This is a genomic window from Lysinibacillus sp. RU7 (assembly GCF_057837305.1).
The window spans coordinates 65,137-82,556 of record NZ_JBYQFK010000008.1 but is presented as its reverse complement, the minus strand read 5'-3'; the positions used below and the strand labels follow the sequence as shown (position 1 = coordinate 82,556).

Genomic DNA, 17,420 nt, shown 5'->3' with positions numbered 1-17,420 from the left:
GGAGCTTTGATTGTTAGTTAAAAACTTTAAAACAGGAATCACTTGGGCGGTCACTGAAGAGCACGGTGCTCGCCTTTTGCGTTCTGAGGATTTTGAGAAAGTGGATTATATAGAGGATAGTCGCGTGAAAAATGCAGCACCTCACGCGCCTTTTACAGAGCTACCTGAATATGAAAAAGTGACAGCGAAGCAATTAAAAGCAGAACTTGCGCATCGTAACGTTTCATTTGATGATAAAGCTGATAAACAAGAGCTTTACGACTTAGTAAGGGTGGAATTCGAGAAAGTTGGTGACTAATTTTGTGGCAACCAACACAAGAAGAAATTGAGCAGCTTAAACAGTTGAACAATCTTACTGGAGCTAAGCATGATAACTATTATCGTGCAATGGCTCCTATTCTTTATGATGTTGCAAAAGATCACTGTAACGGTAAATGGACTCCTTCTGAAATGCCACCAGGCGTTCGTCTGTTTATAGCCAAGGCTATTCAATTCAATATGACTCCTACAAGCTTGCAAGGGCGAACGATGGGAACTGTTTCATATTCCTACGATACGGAATTCCCCAAAGCTATTTGGACTTACTTACGACCGTATAAGAAGGTGAAATTCCGTGCATTACGATGAGTTTCCTCACACAGTTGAAGTAGTAGATAAGAAACGTGTTTCTGACGGCGCTGGAGGTTTTAAAACTGAATGGGTAAAAGTCGATACGATTGACGCTTTTGTAGATACGCCGACATCTAAAGAGCAGTATTATGCACAGCAATTAGGCAACCCTCTCGAAAGGTATATGTACTACCCTTATCGAACAGATTTAAAATCAACTATGCAATTACGTTTCGAGAATGAAATTTACGCTTTTGCTGGTCGTCCTGAAGATCAAGGAGGTCAACACGAAATCATGCGTGTGGCTTTAAAGTTGGTGACTGCATAATGGCTAGAATCTCATTTGGAGGTCATGAATTATTACGTGCAGCACAACGGTTTGAACAGCAGTTATTAAATCAAGTATCGGATATTATTTATGAAACAGCTCGAATCATTACTTCTCAAGCAAAAATGTTAGCCCCTGTTGACGATGGTAGCTTAAAGGATTCAATCGAGATGAAAATGCTCGGGAAATATACAGCTATCGTCACAGTTGGCGTGCATTACGCGATTTACGTGGAGCACGGGACTGGCATTTATGCTGAAAACGGAAATGGTCGTAGAACGCCTTGGACGTATTACAGTCTTAAACTAGGACGTTACGTGACAACTGAAGGTATGATGGCACAACCTTTCTGGCAACCAGCAGTTGAAGCGGGAGAGCAGTATTTTATGAGAGAAATGAGGCGACTAGGATTATGAGTAATCTTTTTTCTTTGCCTTATTTTGAGCTTCAAAAAGCGATTTATCAAAAGTTAAGTGCTAGCGCAGCACTAACGGCAATTACACATAAAAACGACGAGGATAACGGTGTATACGACGCAGTAGATGAAAACACACCTTATCCTTACGTAACGGTTTCAGAGCCGTATTCAAGCCCGTTTGATACGAAAACGAGCAACATCGAAAGTATTACCTTTACCATCCATTGTTGGTGGAAGGATAATGACAGTTACAGCGGTAAGAGAAAAACATACGAAATGTTATCCGCTTGTCAGCAAGCCTTACACAGCCCATATCGTATCAATGGTGGGCGAGTACTCGAAATCAAACGAATCGAATCGCGAGTAATTGATGATAACAGCCCCGGCGTAAAGCACGGGGTTTTAATTATGCGCTACAAAATACAAAACATCTAAAGCCGTTTCTCGTAAGAAGAGACGGTTTTTATATTGGAGGGAAAACACTTATGCAAAGTGGTAAAAATACCGTTTTATTATTGCAATTAGCAACAGCAGCTTTAAGCGAAGACGGTTTCCTTATTGGACACTTAACTGAAAACTCACACTCGATGGAGAATGAGTTAGTAGACGAGCAGACGAAATTTGGACGGATTTTAGCGTATGGACAATCATCTGAATCATTTGAAATGTCCGCGTATGGTGACAAGAATGATCCGGGACAGAAAGCGATTTTAGAAGCGATTCGTAATCAAGTGCAACTAAAAGTATGGGAAGTGGATTTATCAGTAGGTACCGACGATCAACACGATGCTATTTTTGCTTACACATTAGTGGAGTCTGTTGAAAAATCTAATCCAGGTGATGGTTTCCAAGAAATTTCTGCAACTTTGCAAGTTATCGGGAAATCTCAACCTGGTAAATTGCCAAAATTGCCACAAGAAGTAATCGACTTTGCAACATACGGATTCGAAACACCTGGTCAAAAATCAGGCGAATTTGGCGGTGAACAAACAGAATTACCACCTGGACCGTAACCAGTAACAATTAGGGCGCTCTCGTAGCGCTCTTTTTCTATACCTTAAAACTTTTAAAAACAGAAAGAGGGAATTATAAAATGGCAACTTTAACAATTAAAAATGAACAACACGAAGCGAAATTTGGTTTTGCGTTTAAAAATTTAGCGGACAAGAATTACAACCAAAAAGATGAAAAAGGCAATGAGGTAGGCGGATTCAACGGCATTTACACAGGTTTGCTGCAGTTCGATATTGACGCGTTAAAAGCGTTTTGGGATTGCGGTCTAGCACACTTAAAGAAACGTCCTGCAATCGCGGAGATTGAAGAAGCACTCGAAGAACGCATCGAAGCAGATGGCGGCACAGAAGAATTATTCAAGGAAGCGTTTCGTGCTATTGATGCATCGGGTTTTTTCAAAAAAGATGCGAAGACGTTTTGGAAGAACTTAGAGCTATTCAAAACAGTGGGCAAATCCGAAGCGGAGAAAGCGGAGAACGCACAGGGCGTGAAGATGCTACTCGATGCGCGCGACGAGTTGATGGCTTAGAATGGCTCGATGTGCTCACAGATGCCGCGCAATACATGAATTTGTATGATGTAGATCTCATTATGTCGTGGACACCGAACGAATACAAAGCATTTAAAAAAGGAGCCATGCTGCAGGTTGTCGATCGATACGACGATTTAGCACGCATGGCTGTTTTTAATCGCATTGCAAACAACAAGAAAAAGCTGAATGTGGCCAAAGACTTGTTCGATGCGAAAAGTGCTCGTAAGCGTATTGTCGATGGTGATAGTGAGTGGAAAGAATCGAAACAGATCGATACTACTCTTCATACAAAAGCGCAAGAGGCTATGAAAAAGTGGGCGCAAGCATTGGCAGAACAAAACAACAAGAAAAAGGAGTGAGTGTATGGCTAGTTTCCAAGCAACCATCGGCGCACGTATTTCCAGTTTTATGGCGAGCATGCGTGCAGTACAAGCGGAAATTAGACGAACAGCGAATGACGTGCGTGTTGATGTAGATGCAGATATTAGCGAGTTTAATCGTCGTATGGCGGAAATCCGCGCACGTATAGCCTCTCTTGTGAGAAATAGGGTAGTTATCAAAATCGAGGCGAGGATTGAAGAGTTCCAAAATAAAATACAACGCATTGCAAGCAATATCCGCGCATTCGGTGAATTAGCACAACACACCTTTAGCGGACTAACGGTGTCATTGTTACCAGCAGTTGTACCACTCATCTCTAATATCGGCGTAGCAATTGCGAATTTAGGTCCGATGCTCGGTACAGTAGCAGGTTCAACTTTTGCATTAGTTGGGGCATTTGCGGCAGCTGGTGCGGGCGCAGTAGCATTTGGCGCGGTAGCAATACCAACCATCAAAAAACTGTTTGATGAAAACGCCAAATTGACAGCACAGCAAGCACAGGCGAAAGCTTCATTTGATGCATTTAAAAACACTTATAACGGTTTGGTTAAAGCGACAGAAAAACCTGTACTACAAGCTTTCCGTGAGGCAATGACCGCGGCGAATAGTCTGCTGACGAAATTACAACCGTTATTTGTATCAAGTGCATCTGCGGTAGCCGGATTAATGGAACAGTTGAATCAAAGTATCGGTACACCGCCAGTACAAGCATTTTTACAATACTTAAACGATAGCGGTGCATCGATGTTGACAACGTTCGGGCAAGCGTTCGGTAACGTATTTAAAGGGCTTGGCTCGATGCTAACTGCATTTGCGCCACTTAGTAAATCGACAGCACAAGGCTTTTTAGAAATGACACAACGCTTTGCAGAGTGGTCAGACGGCTTGAAAACAAGCGCTAAATTCCAATCGTTTATGGATTATGTCGCTACGAACATGCCGAAAATCCGCGCTATTTTTAGAGATGCTATGGCTGGAGTTGTTTACTTCTTCAGTGCGTTTGGAGATTCTTCAGCGGGTATGATGGATGGGCTAGTTGACATGATGGCTCGATTCAAAGAATGGTCCAAAACACTCGGTCAAAACGAAGGTTTTAAACAATTCATGGGCTATGTGCAACAGACAGCTCCATCTGTCCTTTCTCTGATTGGGAACTTAACTAAATTTATTGTTAATCTCGGTATCGGTATGGCACCACTCGGAGCGATTATTCTTAATCTAGTCAATCGCTTCTTAGAGTTCGCTAACTCGATGATGGAAAATAACCGTTACATTGGGATTTTACTTGCTGGTTTCATTTCGTTTGGCGGTTTAGCACTTGCGATTGTACCGAATGTGATAGCGCTTAGTACCCTGTTCAAAGGACTAGGTACAAAAATTTTCGAATTAGGTACGAAATTTATTGAGTTTTTACCTAAATTAAAAAATCTAGGTACTTTGTTTACTAACTTTGCCGCTAGAATAGCGCCGCAATTAGGCACAGCGATAGGGTTAATTACAAGTCCCGTCGGTTTAGTGATTTCTGCAATCTTAGGTTTAACCGCCGTTTTCGTTGGACTGTGTAAAACAAACGAAGAGTTCCGCGCACAAGTACAAACGATTTGGTCGGCGATTAAAGAAGTAATTTCAGCAGCCGTTACGGCTATCAGAAATTTAATTACATCTGTTTGGACGCAAATCAAAACGTTCTGGAATGAAAATCAGGAGAGTATTAAAGCTACTGCATCGACTGTATGGAATGCAATCGGGTCGTTTGTGACAAAAGCAATTGAAGTGATTATGGCTATCTTTAAATTTGCATGGCCGTTAATTAAAGCAATTGTCATTTCTACGTGGAACGCTATTCAAAATGTAATTCAAGGCGCTACGAAAGTTATTCTCGGCGTAGTTCAAACATTCTCATCACTGTTCCAGGGTGATTGGAAAGGTGTTTGGGAAGGGATTAAACAAATTGTATCAGGTGCATTACAGGCTGTATGGGGCGTTATTAACCTATACTTCCTGAGTAAGATTTTAGGACCAATTAAAAGTTTTGGTTCAACAGCAAAAACACTATTACAATCTGCATGGACAGCCATTAAAGGGGTTTTCACGAACACCTTAAATACGATTAAATCGTTCACATCATCTATTTGGAATAGCATCAAAACAAATACAACGTCCATCTGGAACGGCATTAAATCCTCAATCACTAATATTCTGAACGGCATTAAATCAACTGCAACGAACATCTGGAATGCGATTAAAACGTTAATCTCAAACGTGCTTTCTAATATTCGTTCTATTATTACATCAACTTGGAATGCGATTAAATCGGTTATCTCGTCTGTATTAAACGGCATTAAATCGGTTGTATCATCCATCTGGAATGGTATTAAGACAACAATTACCAACATTCTAAATGCTATTAAACTATTCATCACGAATACATGGAATGCAATTAAATCAACCGTAACTAATGCGATGAATGGTGTTAAAACAGCGATTATCAACGGCTGGAACGCTGCTAAAACATTCCTTCAAAATATCGACTTGAAAAAGATTGGTAAAGACATCATCAACGGTCTAATTTCGGGGATTACTTCAAAATTCAATGAAGTAAAGAGTACGATCAGTGAACTTGCTAGCAATTTACCAAGCTGGTTAAAGAGCATGTTGGGCATTCATAGCCCGTCGCGCGTGATGGCGGCCGTTTCGAAGTGGATTCCGGCTGGTGTTGCAGAGGGAATTTCACGTAATCTTTCCCCAGTGAAGTCTGCGCTAGTTGGTTTAGCGAAGGTTTTAATCAACGATATCGAGGCAACGCAAAGTGAAATCCAAAAGCTATCGAAAGAAGAAGCGGATAAACTCGCGAAGATTGAAACGGATAAGGCTTATCAGATTAATCAAATTCGCTTGAAAGCCGCGCAAGCTAAGCGAGCGTTAACTGAAGCAGAAAATGCTCGCATTGCCAAAATTGAAGCGGACGCCGCTTTAAAAACACTAGATACGCAACAAAAATATGCAGATAAGATCACTGCTATTCAAGTGCAAGCGGATAACGAACGTATCCAAAGTGTACAAAACTTCATTCAGCAAAAACGTGAACTCGAACAGATTAATCTCGTAGAAGAAGCAGCACTGTGGCAAGCTTCATTAGAGTTATTTGAAGACGGTTCAGAAGCGAAAATTAAAGCGCAGATCAAATACAAAGATGCTCTACGAGCTGTAAATGATGAGCTTGTTTCGATTAATGAAAAATATGCAGATAAAATCGGCAAGGTCAACGAGAACTTACAAAAGCAAGAAGAAGAGTTAACGAAAAAGTATGAAGATGCGCTGGCAGAACGTGAAAAGTCATTGCGTGATTTCACGGGCGTATTTGATGCGTTTGAAATAAAGATTGGCCGTTCCGGTAAAGACCTTGTATCGAACCTCGAATCACAGGTAAAAGGTTTTAAAGAGTGGCAACGAGAAGTTGAAATTCTCTCTAAAAAAGCGATTGACCAGGGATTACTTGCCGAATTACGAGCAATGGGTCCTGCAGCTTTAGGTGAATTAAAAGCCTTAAATTCTTTGTCTGAAGAAGAGTTAACGAAATATAGCGGTTTATACCAAGAAAAGATGCAACTGGCGCGTGAGCAAGCGGAAAAAGAGCTTGGCGGTATGAAAACTGATACAGAAAACAAAATCCAAGAATTACGAAATGCCGCAAATGCTGAATTAGACGTACTGAAAGAAGAATGGACAAAGCAAATTAAAGGGATCACACAGGCTACTGACACCGAGTTATCTTCTTTAGAAAAAATTGGCGCAGATGCCGCTACTGGACTTTTAAACGGTTTATCCAGCATGCAAGGTGCGTTACAAGCAAAAGCGCAAGAAATCGCAACCGGAATTGCTGAAGAAATGAAAAAAGCATTAGACGTACAAGGTGTATCTTCTAAAGTGAGTGAAAAAACAGGATCTTCCATCGGAATTGGTCTGTCGCAGGGTATATCTGGTCAGTTTAAAAATGTTCAAAAAACCTCAAAAAACATAGCTGAATCGGTTATAAAAACCGCTGAATCCGTGTTTGACATAAATAGCCCAAGTCGCGTTATGAGGGCTATAGGTCAATTTGTCGTGCAAGGTTTACTGGTGGGCATGCAGAACCAATCTGCTGAAACAATTCGTGAAACACAAAAACTTGTTGATAAAGTAATACGTTCTTTTGAAGGTTTAAAACTCGTTAATATCGATGATCTGATTAATCTAGGTGTTGATGATACTAAAAAAGAGTTAGCGAAACTTTATAACGATTTAATCGTATCAGAATTTTTAACATCTAAATCGCGGTTATCCATCATTGAAGATTTCAATAAAGAGCGCTTAAAAGTAGAAGAGAAACATGCTAACTTATTTGAGCGTATGGAGAAAAAGCGCCAAGAGATGATTGAAGCTGCGAATGAACAAATGGCAAATGGTTCAATCATCGGAATGGATAGTATAAATAGAGCCGTTGACTTTATGTTTTCTTCGGAGATGACGGAATACGCGAATCAACTGCACGATGTTACAGCGGCAGAACAAAAAGCTTTACAAGAACACGATAAATTCATGCAAACGAAATTCGAGCAACAAAAAGAATTCGTCGCGTTGTCTAAACAATTAAACGCTATCTCTATTGTTGATGAACTGAAAATGTACGAAGAATACGCAAAAATGTACGAGAAAGATTCGGAGCAATATAAATACTTCAATAGCCAGTCTGTAGCTATCAAAAAAGAAATTAACGAAAAGTTACTGTCTTTAAACGATACGTATGTAAAGAAAATACAAGATGCTAACCAAAAGTTAATTGACGGTGAAAAGGCACTAAATGACAAGTACAACAGTGCTTACGAAAGCCGTGTAAATGCTATTCGTAACTTTACAGGGATGTTCGATGAATTCACTTCGAAAACAGAAGCAACAGGTCGTGGTTTATTAAACAACTTACAGTCGCAAGTGGACGGACTGAAAGAATGGGAAGAAGTCATGGCTAGTCTTGGTTCACGTATTAGCGATGAAGCACTACTCGGAGAATTAGAAGCACTCGGACCAAAGTCTCTTGGTGAATTGAAAGCATTAAACAGCTTATCGGATGAAGAATTAACACAATACGCTGCATTATACGAAGAAAAGTTTGCGTTTGCACGAAATAAAGCGACAACAGAATTATCCGGTATGCGCGAAGAGATTGACCAAGATATTACTTTATTACGTGAAGAAACTGCTAAACAGCTAGAAGCGTATCAAATCGAGTGGGACAATGCGATTAAAGAAGTGACAACCGGTACAAAAACGGAAATGGAATCACTCGTAGAGGATATGCCAACAATTGGCGGTAACGTCATCGCAGGCATGCAAAAAGGGCTAGCTCAAATGACACCAGCTTTACTTGCACAAGCGAACGCTATCGCGGAATCCATTAAAAGTACAATTAAATCCGCGCTTGATATTCACAGCCCATCACGTTGGGGTAAAAAATTCATCGGTCACAATCTAGTACGAGGTATTATTAACGGCATAGCCGATATGCGTTCGGATGCGGTGCAAGCAGCGAAAGATTTAGCAGATTGGGTGAAACCGGCCGTTGATGTATCAGACATCATTAACGACATTAGTGGTGCCATTGATACGATTCAAACGGAGATTGAGCACAAAATCAAAGTCAACGTAGAGATTGATGGGCAAGGCGGTACTGGCGGAAATGGTACTGTTGTACACCAAGAGGTGAATTTACACTCACCAAAACATCTATCACCATCCGAAAACGCACGTCAGTTAAAACGTGTAGCACAGCAATTAGCATACGAATAGGAGGTCGCTAAAATTGGAGACAGTTACTTTTACAAATCGTTTTGGAGAGTCTATCACTTTTGGTGGACCTCCTTTTTATTTGCAAGAAATCGTGGGCTTGGGTGATGTACAAGCTAATATACAGCGACAGAAAGTACCATACGAAGATGGCTCTACAGTCATTGACGTATTGCTAGAAGAACGTCCAATCGATATTACATTTGTGATTGCGAACGACATCGGTGACTACAGTTACGGGAGTATCTCTCAAAAACGCGAACAAGTCGGTCGCATTATCAATCCAAAGCTCGGAGCTGGCACTTTAAGGTATGAAAATGATTATTTAGTGCGCGAAATACAAGTGATTGCTGAGAGTGTACCGATTTTCCCCGATAAGGGTGAACGTGCTAAGACTTTGCAAAAGGGCGTTGTTAACTTCATTGCGCCTGATCCTTACTGGCGTAGTTTACTTATCAATGAAGAACCGGCATTTAAACCGCTATTCCAATTCCCGTTTGAAGGTCCTTTTCAGATGGGTGAGCAGCGTGACCGTCGAATTATTAATAATGATGGTGCATCAGCAGTACCTCTGTACATCGAGTTCTTTGGCCCTGCTATTCGCCCGCGCATCGAAAATCTTACAACCGGCGAATTTATCCAAGTAAACAAGGAATTATTTGAAGGTGAAAAGATGGTAATCGATACGACACCAGGTGCAAAGTGTGTGGAATTTGTAAATGCAGAAGGGGTTAAAACAGATGTGATGAAATGGCTGGATGTAAATAGCATCTTTTTCAAATTGTGTCTAGGTCAAAACGACATTAACTACACAGCTGATAACGATGTACAAGGTGCTGTCGTAAATATTAGTTATCGCAAGAGTTATACAGCGGTATAAGAAAGGAGTAAGACAATGGCAGAAATATTTAAGTTTTTTAATAGTGCGCCAGGAGATCCCCGTTGGCACTACGCGAGTGATTTTGCGGACTACTTTGCAAATGTATTATCTAGTGGATTACTGCATAAAGATGGTGTGCCAAATCTACAAGTAAAAGTTGTTCAGGGGACGCTCAAAACCGTAGTAGATGTGGGAGAAGCGCTAATCCAAGGTTATCAGTATGAGAATACAACTCCACTTGAATTGTCTCACAGTATTCCAGAGATTGATGTTGACCGCATCGACCGTATTGTTTTACGACTAGATAAACGAAACAATGCGCGATATATACGCTTATTTGTAAAAGAGGGTGTGAGTGCAGCTAACCCTGTACCGCCGGAATTACAACGCGATAACTATGTGTTTGAGTTATCACTTGCTCAAATCCGTGTTACGAAAAATACGGCATCATTAGAGCCGTTAAATTTAATCGATGAACGCATGTATGAGGATTTATGCGGCATTGTTTATTCACTTATTAGTGTTCCGACAAGTGTGTTTCAACAACAGTTTGATGCTTGGTTTAATGCTAAAAAGATTGAGTTTGTACAAATATTGAGTGATTCACAATCGGCATTTGATACTCAAACAGCTACTAATCAACAGGCTTTCGATACACAACTACAAAGCAATCAACAATCTTTTGACAATCAATTACAAAGCAATCAAAATACTTTTGACAATCAAAAAGCAATGAATCAACAAGAATTTGAAGAGTGGTTTTTAACCATTCAGGATATTTTGAGTGGAGATGTAGCAGGTAACTTAGCAGCTAGGATCTTAGCATTAGAGAATCAATTTGACGAACACAAACTATACACAGATTCGCAAATTTATCGTTTGTCAAAAATAACAAATAATTCGCAACGTGAAATTGCTTATTTGAAATTAAAGCAAGATGCAGCAGATAGGATTAAAAATGGAACCACTTTTGCAGATGATTTTAATGGTAATAGCTTTGGTATCACTCTTAATGAACAAGAAAGCGTAAATGCAGTTATTAAAGATGGCGGTATCGTTATGACTGAAAGTGTGGAGTCAACAAACACCGTTAATGATGCTACTGTTGTTAATCAAGCGTATGATACTAGTGGCAACGGTGGGCGTAAGTTGGTTAGATTGAGTAATGGATGGTTGGTTGCATTGTTGAAAAATACTAGTTACAATAACCATTATTTTTATGTATCTAAGGATAATGGTGTAACTTGGATGGAACTTTGTTATGATGCGGTTTCTAGAACTGGCGATTATTCTATAGTTTGTAGTGGTACGAGAGTGTACGGAATCGTTGGTAGTGGTAACAAGATAGCATGGTATAACTTTGATGTATTAAATGTAAGTGGACGAATAGACATTGATGCCAATAAGTTTGGGTATATAAATGTGTCAGAAACAGAAATAAACAAAGTATCACTAGCTATCAACCCACAAGGTACCGAACTGCATGTATCATGGTCAAGTAAGAATTCAACATATCCTAACTCATTCAATATCCGTTACGCAAAAGGTATTATTAATAGTGATGGTAGTGTTACGTGGGGCGTAGTTGAGCAGATTACTGATTTTAATAATACTGGGGTACATTGTAATAGTTCTTGTGTTATAAATAAAGGCGATGTTCCTATTATATTCTTTGAATATTTAGCTACATCTACTTATTTTATATATTGTAAAATTAGAAAAGATAATAATTGGATTACTCCTAGTTGGATTTATAATGGTGGTTCTTATGCTCAATACTCCCCATCTGCCGTTTATATACCACCAGAAATTAGCAGTACACCAAATGGTCGTATATGGGTGTCGTGGCATGGCAGAGATGGGACTGATCATTCAGTAGACAATATTAGAGCCTCTTATTCCGATGATGATGGCACAACATGGTCTTCTACATTAAAATTAACCACTGGTAACAATATTAGTAATAGAAACCCTTCTGTTACAGTTAATAATGAAAATGTGGTCAATATAGTATATCAAAGACCCTATGAATTTGGTAAAGCTAATACTATTTATTGTTTAAGTAATGCAGATGGGGGATGGGTTAATGAACAATTATTACCTAATACTACCGAAAATGGTTATTTTAATCCTTCTGCTTTATTTGATATTACTTTGAATTTTACTAAACCATTAATCATTTATGGATATAACTATCAAAGAGTAGGTTTTAGTGGCTCATGGACAACAGGAACTTCATCACCAACAACAGAAGCAACGGCAGTATTAGATATTGAGGGTAATACAGATTTTATTGGTGCATTTGTACAAAAACAAGGTGATATTAACATAACTGCATATCTTAACAATCAATTAATGGATAGTGATTTAGAAAATAACGAATATCAATTTACAAAACAATTAAGCGTAGAAGCGCCAGCAAAACTAAAACTAGAATTATCCAGAGCAAATACAACAAATGGTGACAATGATAAAGTAACAAGGATTCTAGGGGGGATCACATAATGTGGTATCTTCTTTTTATTTTAATAATGATAGGAGTGATAATATTGGAGCGTAAAATTGTATTTCCAACAAAAGAAGAAAAACGCATCAACATTTTGCAAAAAGACCAAGAAATCATCGCAGAAACAGTCGATTACACTGTACAAGATATGGAGTATGTAGCTGAAACAGTGGTTTTAAATGCGGAAGATTTAGCGATTACTGCGGAAACAGTTAATATGTTGGTGGATATTATCGCAACCCAAGAAGGACGAATTCAAGCATTAGAAAATAAAATTAATGGAGGTAATGTGTAATGATTAACTTGTGGTATTCTCGTATTACAATTTTGAAGGTGAGTGTTTTGTCAGATGTACCACCTCGCTATTATGATGCAGTGGCAGGTAAATTAGCGGAAAATGGCTACGATGAAAATGGTAATAAAATTGAAGTAGTTGAGTAAACGCAGCAGTAGCTAGCGTTATTTTTTATGCCTTCCACAGCATTGCGGAGGGCTTTTATATTGCGACAAAGGAGGTTTTACTTTGCAACAAAGTGTCCCGCTACGTATTATCGACCGCGAATTCAACTTACTCGGTGAAATAGACAAATACACAAGCTTGCAAATGCTTCATAGCTGGTCAGAAATCGGTGAGCTCGAACTGCATATCAATCGCTATATGCAACATGCCGATAAGCTCACGCAAGGGTGCATCTTGTTCCCGTATAATCGCACAGACCAAGCGTTTATTATACGGCACCGCGAAATCGCATTAGATGAAAATGGTAAAGCGACTGAGAACTGGCTCATTAGAGCGCCATCGTTAAAATCCATAGTAGCACAACGAATGATACTTCCAGCACCAGGTAAAACGCACGAAAGCGTTACAGGTGACGTCGAAACGGTTATGCGCCACTTTGTGTATACGCAAATGATTAACCCTGTTGATCCTGATCGCATTTATCCTAATCTTGTATTAGCGCTAAACCAAAATCGAGGTCCAGCGCTAGAAGAAAAAGCGCGTTTTGACCAATTAGAGGTGAAGCTTGCAGAACTGTCGAAACTACACGGGCTTGGTTGGAATGTGGAGTTAGATTTAAACAACAAGCAGTTTGTATTTAAAGTGCTTGAAGGTAACAACTACGTAGCAAATGAAGAAGGTTTGCCACAGGTTATCTTTTCAACTGAACGCGAAACACTTGCAGAACTTGAATATACCGAAAGTTTTTTAGACTATAAAAACTTTGCAGTAGTGGCTGGACAGGGTGAAGGTATTGACCGTCGCATTGTGACAATCGGGAATGCGGTCGGTGCTGATCGTTATGAAATGTTTGTCGATGCACGAGACATTGGCGACCAAGATGATGAGGGCAATCCACTACCGGTCGAAAAGGTCATCACTAACTTAGAAAAACGCGGGAATGAAAAGCTTGCCGAAAGCGCACAAGAGATTTACATGGGTGGTCAAGCGCTCTACAATGCAACGCAAGTATACGGCATAGATTATCGAGAAGGTGACTTGGTAACGGCTCGTAGTAAGGAGTGGGGCGTAACGATGGATACGCGTATTACCGCCGTTAAAGAAATTATTGAAAACAATAAGCGTGGTTTTGAATTAGTGTTTGATAACGACAAACCGACGTTCATGAGCAAGGTAAAGAGAGAAATGGCGCAGATGCAGCCGGAATTGAAGAAGTAGTTTTTTATTCAGTCAAAAACTTGTTAGAGGTAAACTGCCCCTTTTGTCGAATTGTAGTAGGTGGAAGGAGAGTGACTAAGTGGAATATTTCGATACTATTCTATTAAATAATAGAAGTTATAAGGTCCCTGGATACTTTACTACTGTAGGTATTGTAATTGTAGTTGATTGTGATGAATTAAAAGGCGCTTTTGAATCTTGGTATAGAGCAGGGGAAATCTTTAATTTAATCGAATTTTATGCTTACGGAAAATCTATTAAAGAATTCTCAGGCGAATATATTGTTGATTCTATTCGTCTTAACGAAGCAGAATTTGCAAAAATTTAAGCACTCTCAAACGAGGGTGCTTTTTATGTGCCTTCCGCAATCATCTGTGGGAGGTAGTATTTTGACTCCTTCGAGTCTCAAGAAGACCTATTTTTAAAAATAAAGGAGATCTTATATGAAAACAGACACACTATATACTTCACTTGTAGGCGGCTCAATGGCATGGGTCGCTTATTTTGTTGGGGGTATTGATCACTTAATTAAAGCTTTTATTATTTTTATGGCGATTGACTACATGCTTGGTATTATGGTTGGTTTTACGCTTAAGAACATTGAAAGTAAAAAAGCGTTCAAAGGGTTAATTAAAAAGGTTGCTATGATTTTAATGGTCATCGCAGCAGTGCAACTCGACTTAGCAACAGATAGTGGTAGCTTTATGAGGAACGCCATGATTTTATTTTTAATCGGTATGGAGGGTATCAGCATGATTGAAAATCTTGGGAAACTCGGCATTCGTGTACCGAAGTTTTTGGCGAATGCCTTTTCACAGTTGCAGATGGAAAACGATGATAAGAAAAAGGACGGTGATAAGTAATGGTGAAAATTCGTCAAAACTTAGTACCTCAGTCAATTATCGATAAGGCGTCATATGGTAAGGGAAATAGTAAAAAACGTATCTGTGTACACGAAACGGATAATACACGTGCTGGTGCAGATGCAGATGCGCATAGCCGACTCCAAAAGAACGGTAACAGTAGACAAGCGTCGTGGCATTGGCAAGTAGACGATCAAGAAGCAGTTCAATCATTCGCTCACGACATACGTTGTTGGGCAGCAGGTAGTGGTAATAATGAAGCTATTCATGTTGAAATCTGTGTTAATACAGATGGGAACTATCAAAAAGCTGTGCAAAACGCTGCTGCATTAGTGGCTAAAATTATGCAAGATGAGAGGATTCCTTTATCTAACGTAGTACAACACAATTACTACACAGGTAAGAATTGTCCTAAATTAATGCGAAGCAATAAGATTCCTTGGACTACATTTTTGCAAATGGTTAAAGGGGCTAATGCGATCGCTAAACCTGTTCAACCTCCAGCAGATACTAATGAGCTATATCGTTTATTTACAGGGACATATAAATCACGAGAGGATGCAGAAAACGTTATCGATGTTATGAAGTATCGTTTTGGCTGGATGTGTTATTTAGATCAAGTGAACGATTTGTGGCGTGTAAAAACAGGTACATTTAAAGGATTAGAAGCTGCTAATTCAGGTGCTACAAAAATTAAAAATACCAAGTTAGCTAGTATTGTACATGTACAAAAAGTGGATTATATTGTAAATAGGTGAATTGGCTATTCGCCTGAGTGCGTGAGAAGAGGGCGAGCAATCGCTCTCTTTTTTTATTTTGTCAATACTTTGTGCCAAAATTTAAATTTGAACACCTAAGCAGGGTTTTATATTCATCTCCCGAATTATGTCGAAGAGGGAGGTGAGGATCATGGAGCAATTCGTTAGGTATTACTATGTCTACGCTGGTGAATTGTATGAGGGTGTTGCAAGTATTCAATTTAAAGCTTTGAAAGAAAAACAATATGCCACAGAAGAAATACTACTGAAGATGTTGAAAGAAAAAGGTATTAACAACGCTGTTGGTATTAAGCATCGAGAGGACATTACATATGAGAAGATATAAAAATTAAAGCCTTCCACAGTATCATCGTGGAGGGCTTGTTTTAGACTCATCTTTTAGAATCTTTATAAACTCTGTAGATTATAACAGGTAGCCAAAGCATTATAAATATAGTGATAAAGAAACTAAGTGGTCCGAAGATAGAGGCTTTAGATGCAACAAAATTAAAGAGCATTAAAAATAGAAATAAGATTACTGGGATTGATATAGTAAGAAGAATGGCTTCAAGCCAATGATCTCCGAGTCTGCGCATCTTATATACCTAGCAGCTGCTTCTTTTTAGTGTCGAACTCTTCTTGCGTTAAAATACCCGCATCCATTAATTCTTTTAACTTAATTAGCTCTTCAGTTGGTATTGTTGCTGTACTTTGAACTTTATCAACAGTTTGAACATCTTCTTCAGCAATAATTAGCATCGAAAGTTTTTCTAAATCTTTCTTATCACACTTAATAACTAATGCTACTTTTTCACCGTTTTCTCTCTTTAAGTAGAGTGTCGCCACGGATTTATCTTTTCCTACATTTGCACCCATAGCGCCTGCCAAAGCTCCTGCGTTTCCGAAAGCGCTTCCGATTACAGTCCATCCCGCAATATCGAGCGCGCTCTTTTGAATGTTTTCTACTCGCTCCCATTTAATGAGTTTGAAATTTTCTGGGGCTTTAGTAAAGTCTGCCGCTATTGAAACTTCACCGGCTTTTGATTGCGATAAACGGAAAGTGTTTCCGTTATGAGCCAGCTGCTCTTTTCCGTTAAGTATGTCGATATTAAAAGTTATTATTTTTGATGTTTTTACAACTTGCCTATTATCAGAAGTGACATCTTCTTCAGTAACTCCTATTGCGGTCATGAGATGAGTTAATAACACCTGTCCAGCGTCATCACGTAAAGTGTTGATTACTACGTCTTCGCCACTGTAAGTGAAACTAATTTCGTTTGTTGCAATTTTTTTACGGTTAACAGCGCTGTTTTCTATTTTATCTAATCGGTATTCAGTTGTATTTTTCTTATCTGAAGAGATAATACGTTCTGATGTAAGTACGATTAAATATTGTTTCAACCCACCTAAACCTCTTACACCAATACCTGCAAACTCGATTACCTCATCGTCTCCTATAAGATCTGCAATCAGTTTGATTTCTTTGGCTAGGTTAATACTTGCTAAACGACCGGATAACTTTAAAAATTCTTTAATCTGATCCTGTGCATACATATCGTTCAACCTTTCTTTATAACTGTTGTTAAGTTAAAATTTTACATCATTTGCATGTATTAGTCATCTTAATTAGATG

19 protein-coding genes are annotated in these 17,420 nt (G+C 39.2%); 18 read left to right on the top strand and 1 reads right to left on the bottom strand.

The features are described 5' to 3' along the window. Positions 1 to 10 precede the first annotated feature (10 nt). The 18 genes from AC3II9_RS07885 to AC3II9_RS07800 all read left to right on the top strand — a co-directional run bounded on the left by AC3II9_RS07885 (position 11) and on the right by AC3II9_RS07800 (position 16,133). Positions 11 to 298, top strand: a complete 288-nt coding sequence (locus AC3II9_RS07885; protein WP_489154589.1) for a hypothetical protein — start codon at positions 11 to 13, stop codon at positions 296 to 298. A gap of 2 nt (positions 299 to 300) precedes the next feature. After that, positions 301 to 627, top strand: a complete 327-nt coding sequence (locus tag AC3II9_RS07880; RefSeq protein WP_489154587.1) for a head-tail connector protein — start codon at positions 301 to 303, stop codon at positions 625 to 627. Next, complete coding sequence (locus AC3II9_RS07875; RefSeq protein ID WP_489154585.1) at positions 614 to 937, top strand: phage head closure protein; 324 nt, start codon at positions 614 to 616, stop codon at positions 935 to 937. Before AC3II9_RS07880 ends, AC3II9_RS07875 begins: the two co-directional genes overlap by 14 nt. Further along, a complete protein-coding gene (locus AC3II9_RS07870) occupies positions 937 to 1,353 on the top strand; it encodes an HK97-gp10 family putative phage morphogenesis protein (RefSeq protein ID WP_489154583.1) in 417 nt (138 codons plus the stop codon). The genes AC3II9_RS07875 and AC3II9_RS07870 overlap by 1 nt, the downstream gene beginning before the upstream one ends. Continuing rightward, positions 1,350 to 1,790 (top strand): DUF3168 domain-containing protein, encoded by a 441-nt coding sequence (locus AC3II9_RS07865; protein ID WP_489154581.1) that lies wholly within the window; start codon positions 1,350 to 1,352, stop codon positions 1,788 to 1,790. The genes AC3II9_RS07870 and AC3II9_RS07865 overlap by 4 nt, the downstream gene beginning before the upstream one ends. Positions 1,791 to 1,840: 50 nt before the next feature. Beyond that, complete coding sequence (locus tag AC3II9_RS07860) at positions 1,841 to 2,368, top strand: phage major tail protein, TP901-1 family (protein WP_489154579.1); 528 nt, start codon at positions 1,841 to 1,843, stop codon at positions 2,366 to 2,368. A gap of 80 nt (positions 2,369 to 2,448) precedes the next feature. Further along, the gene (locus AC3II9_RS07855) at positions 2,449 to 2,898 is read left to right on the top strand and encodes a tail assembly chaperone (protein WP_489154577.1); all 450 of its coding nucleotides are present in this window, start codon (positions 2,449 to 2,451) and stop codon (positions 2,896 to 2,898) included. Next, positions 2,787 to 3,260, top strand: a complete 474-nt coding sequence (locus AC3II9_RS07850; protein ID WP_489154575.1) for a hypothetical protein — start codon at positions 2,787 to 2,789, stop codon at positions 3,258 to 3,260. Before AC3II9_RS07855 ends, AC3II9_RS07850 begins: the two co-directional genes overlap by 112 nt. Before the next feature lie 4 nt (positions 3,261 to 3,264). Beyond that, positions 3,265 to 9,105: a hypothetical protein gene (locus AC3II9_RS07845; protein ID WP_489154573.1), complete on the top strand. Its 5,841-nt coding sequence runs from the start codon at positions 3,265 to 3,267 to the stop codon at positions 9,103 to 9,105. 13 nt (positions 9,106 to 9,118) lie between these two features. Next, positions 9,119 to 9,982, top strand: a complete 864-nt coding sequence (locus AC3II9_RS07840) for a phage distal tail protein (RefSeq protein WP_489154571.1) — start codon at positions 9,119 to 9,121, stop codon at positions 9,980 to 9,982. A 15-nt stretch (positions 9,983 to 9,997) separates the two neighbouring features. Further along, entirely contained in the window at positions 9,998 to 12,487 is a 2,490-nt protein-coding gene (locus tag AC3II9_RS07835) for a sialidase family protein (RefSeq protein WP_489154569.1), read from the top strand. A gap of 44 nt (positions 12,488 to 12,531) precedes the next feature. Next, positions 12,532 to 12,783: a hypothetical protein gene (locus tag AC3II9_RS07830; RefSeq protein WP_489154567.1), complete on the top strand. Its 252-nt coding sequence runs from the start codon at positions 12,532 to 12,534 to the stop codon at positions 12,781 to 12,783. Beyond that, positions 12,783 to 12,929 carry a hypothetical protein gene (locus AC3II9_RS07825; protein WP_489154565.1) on the top strand — a complete coding sequence of 49 codons (147 nt, stop codon included), beginning with the start codon at positions 12,783 to 12,785 and terminating at the stop codon, positions 12,927 to 12,929. The genes AC3II9_RS07830 and AC3II9_RS07825 overlap by 1 nt, the downstream gene beginning before the upstream one ends. Before the next feature lie 82 nt (positions 12,930 to 13,011). Continuing rightward, on the top strand, positions 13,012 to 14,166 hold the full coding sequence (locus AC3II9_RS07820) for a siphovirus ReqiPepy6 Gp37-like family protein (RefSeq protein WP_489154563.1): 1,155 nt from the start codon (positions 13,012 to 13,014) through the stop codon (positions 14,164 to 14,166). A gap of 79 nt (positions 14,167 to 14,245) precedes the next feature. Beyond that, positions 14,246 to 14,494: a hypothetical protein gene (locus AC3II9_RS07815; RefSeq protein ID WP_489154561.1), complete on the top strand. Its 249-nt coding sequence runs from the start codon at positions 14,246 to 14,248 to the stop codon at positions 14,492 to 14,494. Positions 14,495 to 14,609: 115 nt separating this feature from the next. Further along, positions 14,610 to 15,029 carry a phage holin family protein gene (locus tag AC3II9_RS07810; protein ID WP_489154559.1) on the top strand — a complete coding sequence of 140 codons (420 nt, stop codon included), beginning with the start codon at positions 14,610 to 14,612 and terminating at the stop codon, positions 15,027 to 15,029. Beyond that, positions 15,029 to 15,787, top strand: coding sequence for a peptidoglycan recognition protein family protein (locus tag AC3II9_RS07805; RefSeq protein ID WP_489154557.1), 759 nt, complete (start codon positions 15,029 to 15,031; stop codon positions 15,785 to 15,787). Before AC3II9_RS07810 ends, AC3II9_RS07805 begins: the two co-directional genes overlap by 1 nt. Positions 15,788 to 15,938: 151 nt before the next feature. After that, a complete protein-coding gene (locus AC3II9_RS07800) occupies positions 15,939 to 16,133 on the top strand; it encodes a hypothetical protein (RefSeq protein ID WP_489154555.1) in 195 nt (64 codons plus the stop codon). Positions 16,134 to 16,384: 251 nt separating this feature from the next. Here the strand turns inward: AC3II9_RS07800 and AC3II9_RS07795 are convergent, their stop codons facing one another. Continuing rightward, positions 16,385 to 17,341, bottom strand: coding sequence for an SHOCT domain-containing protein (locus AC3II9_RS07795; protein WP_489154553.1), 957 nt, complete (start codon positions 17,339 to 17,341; stop codon positions 16,385 to 16,387). Between the last annotated feature and the right edge of the window lie 79 nt (positions 17,342 to 17,420).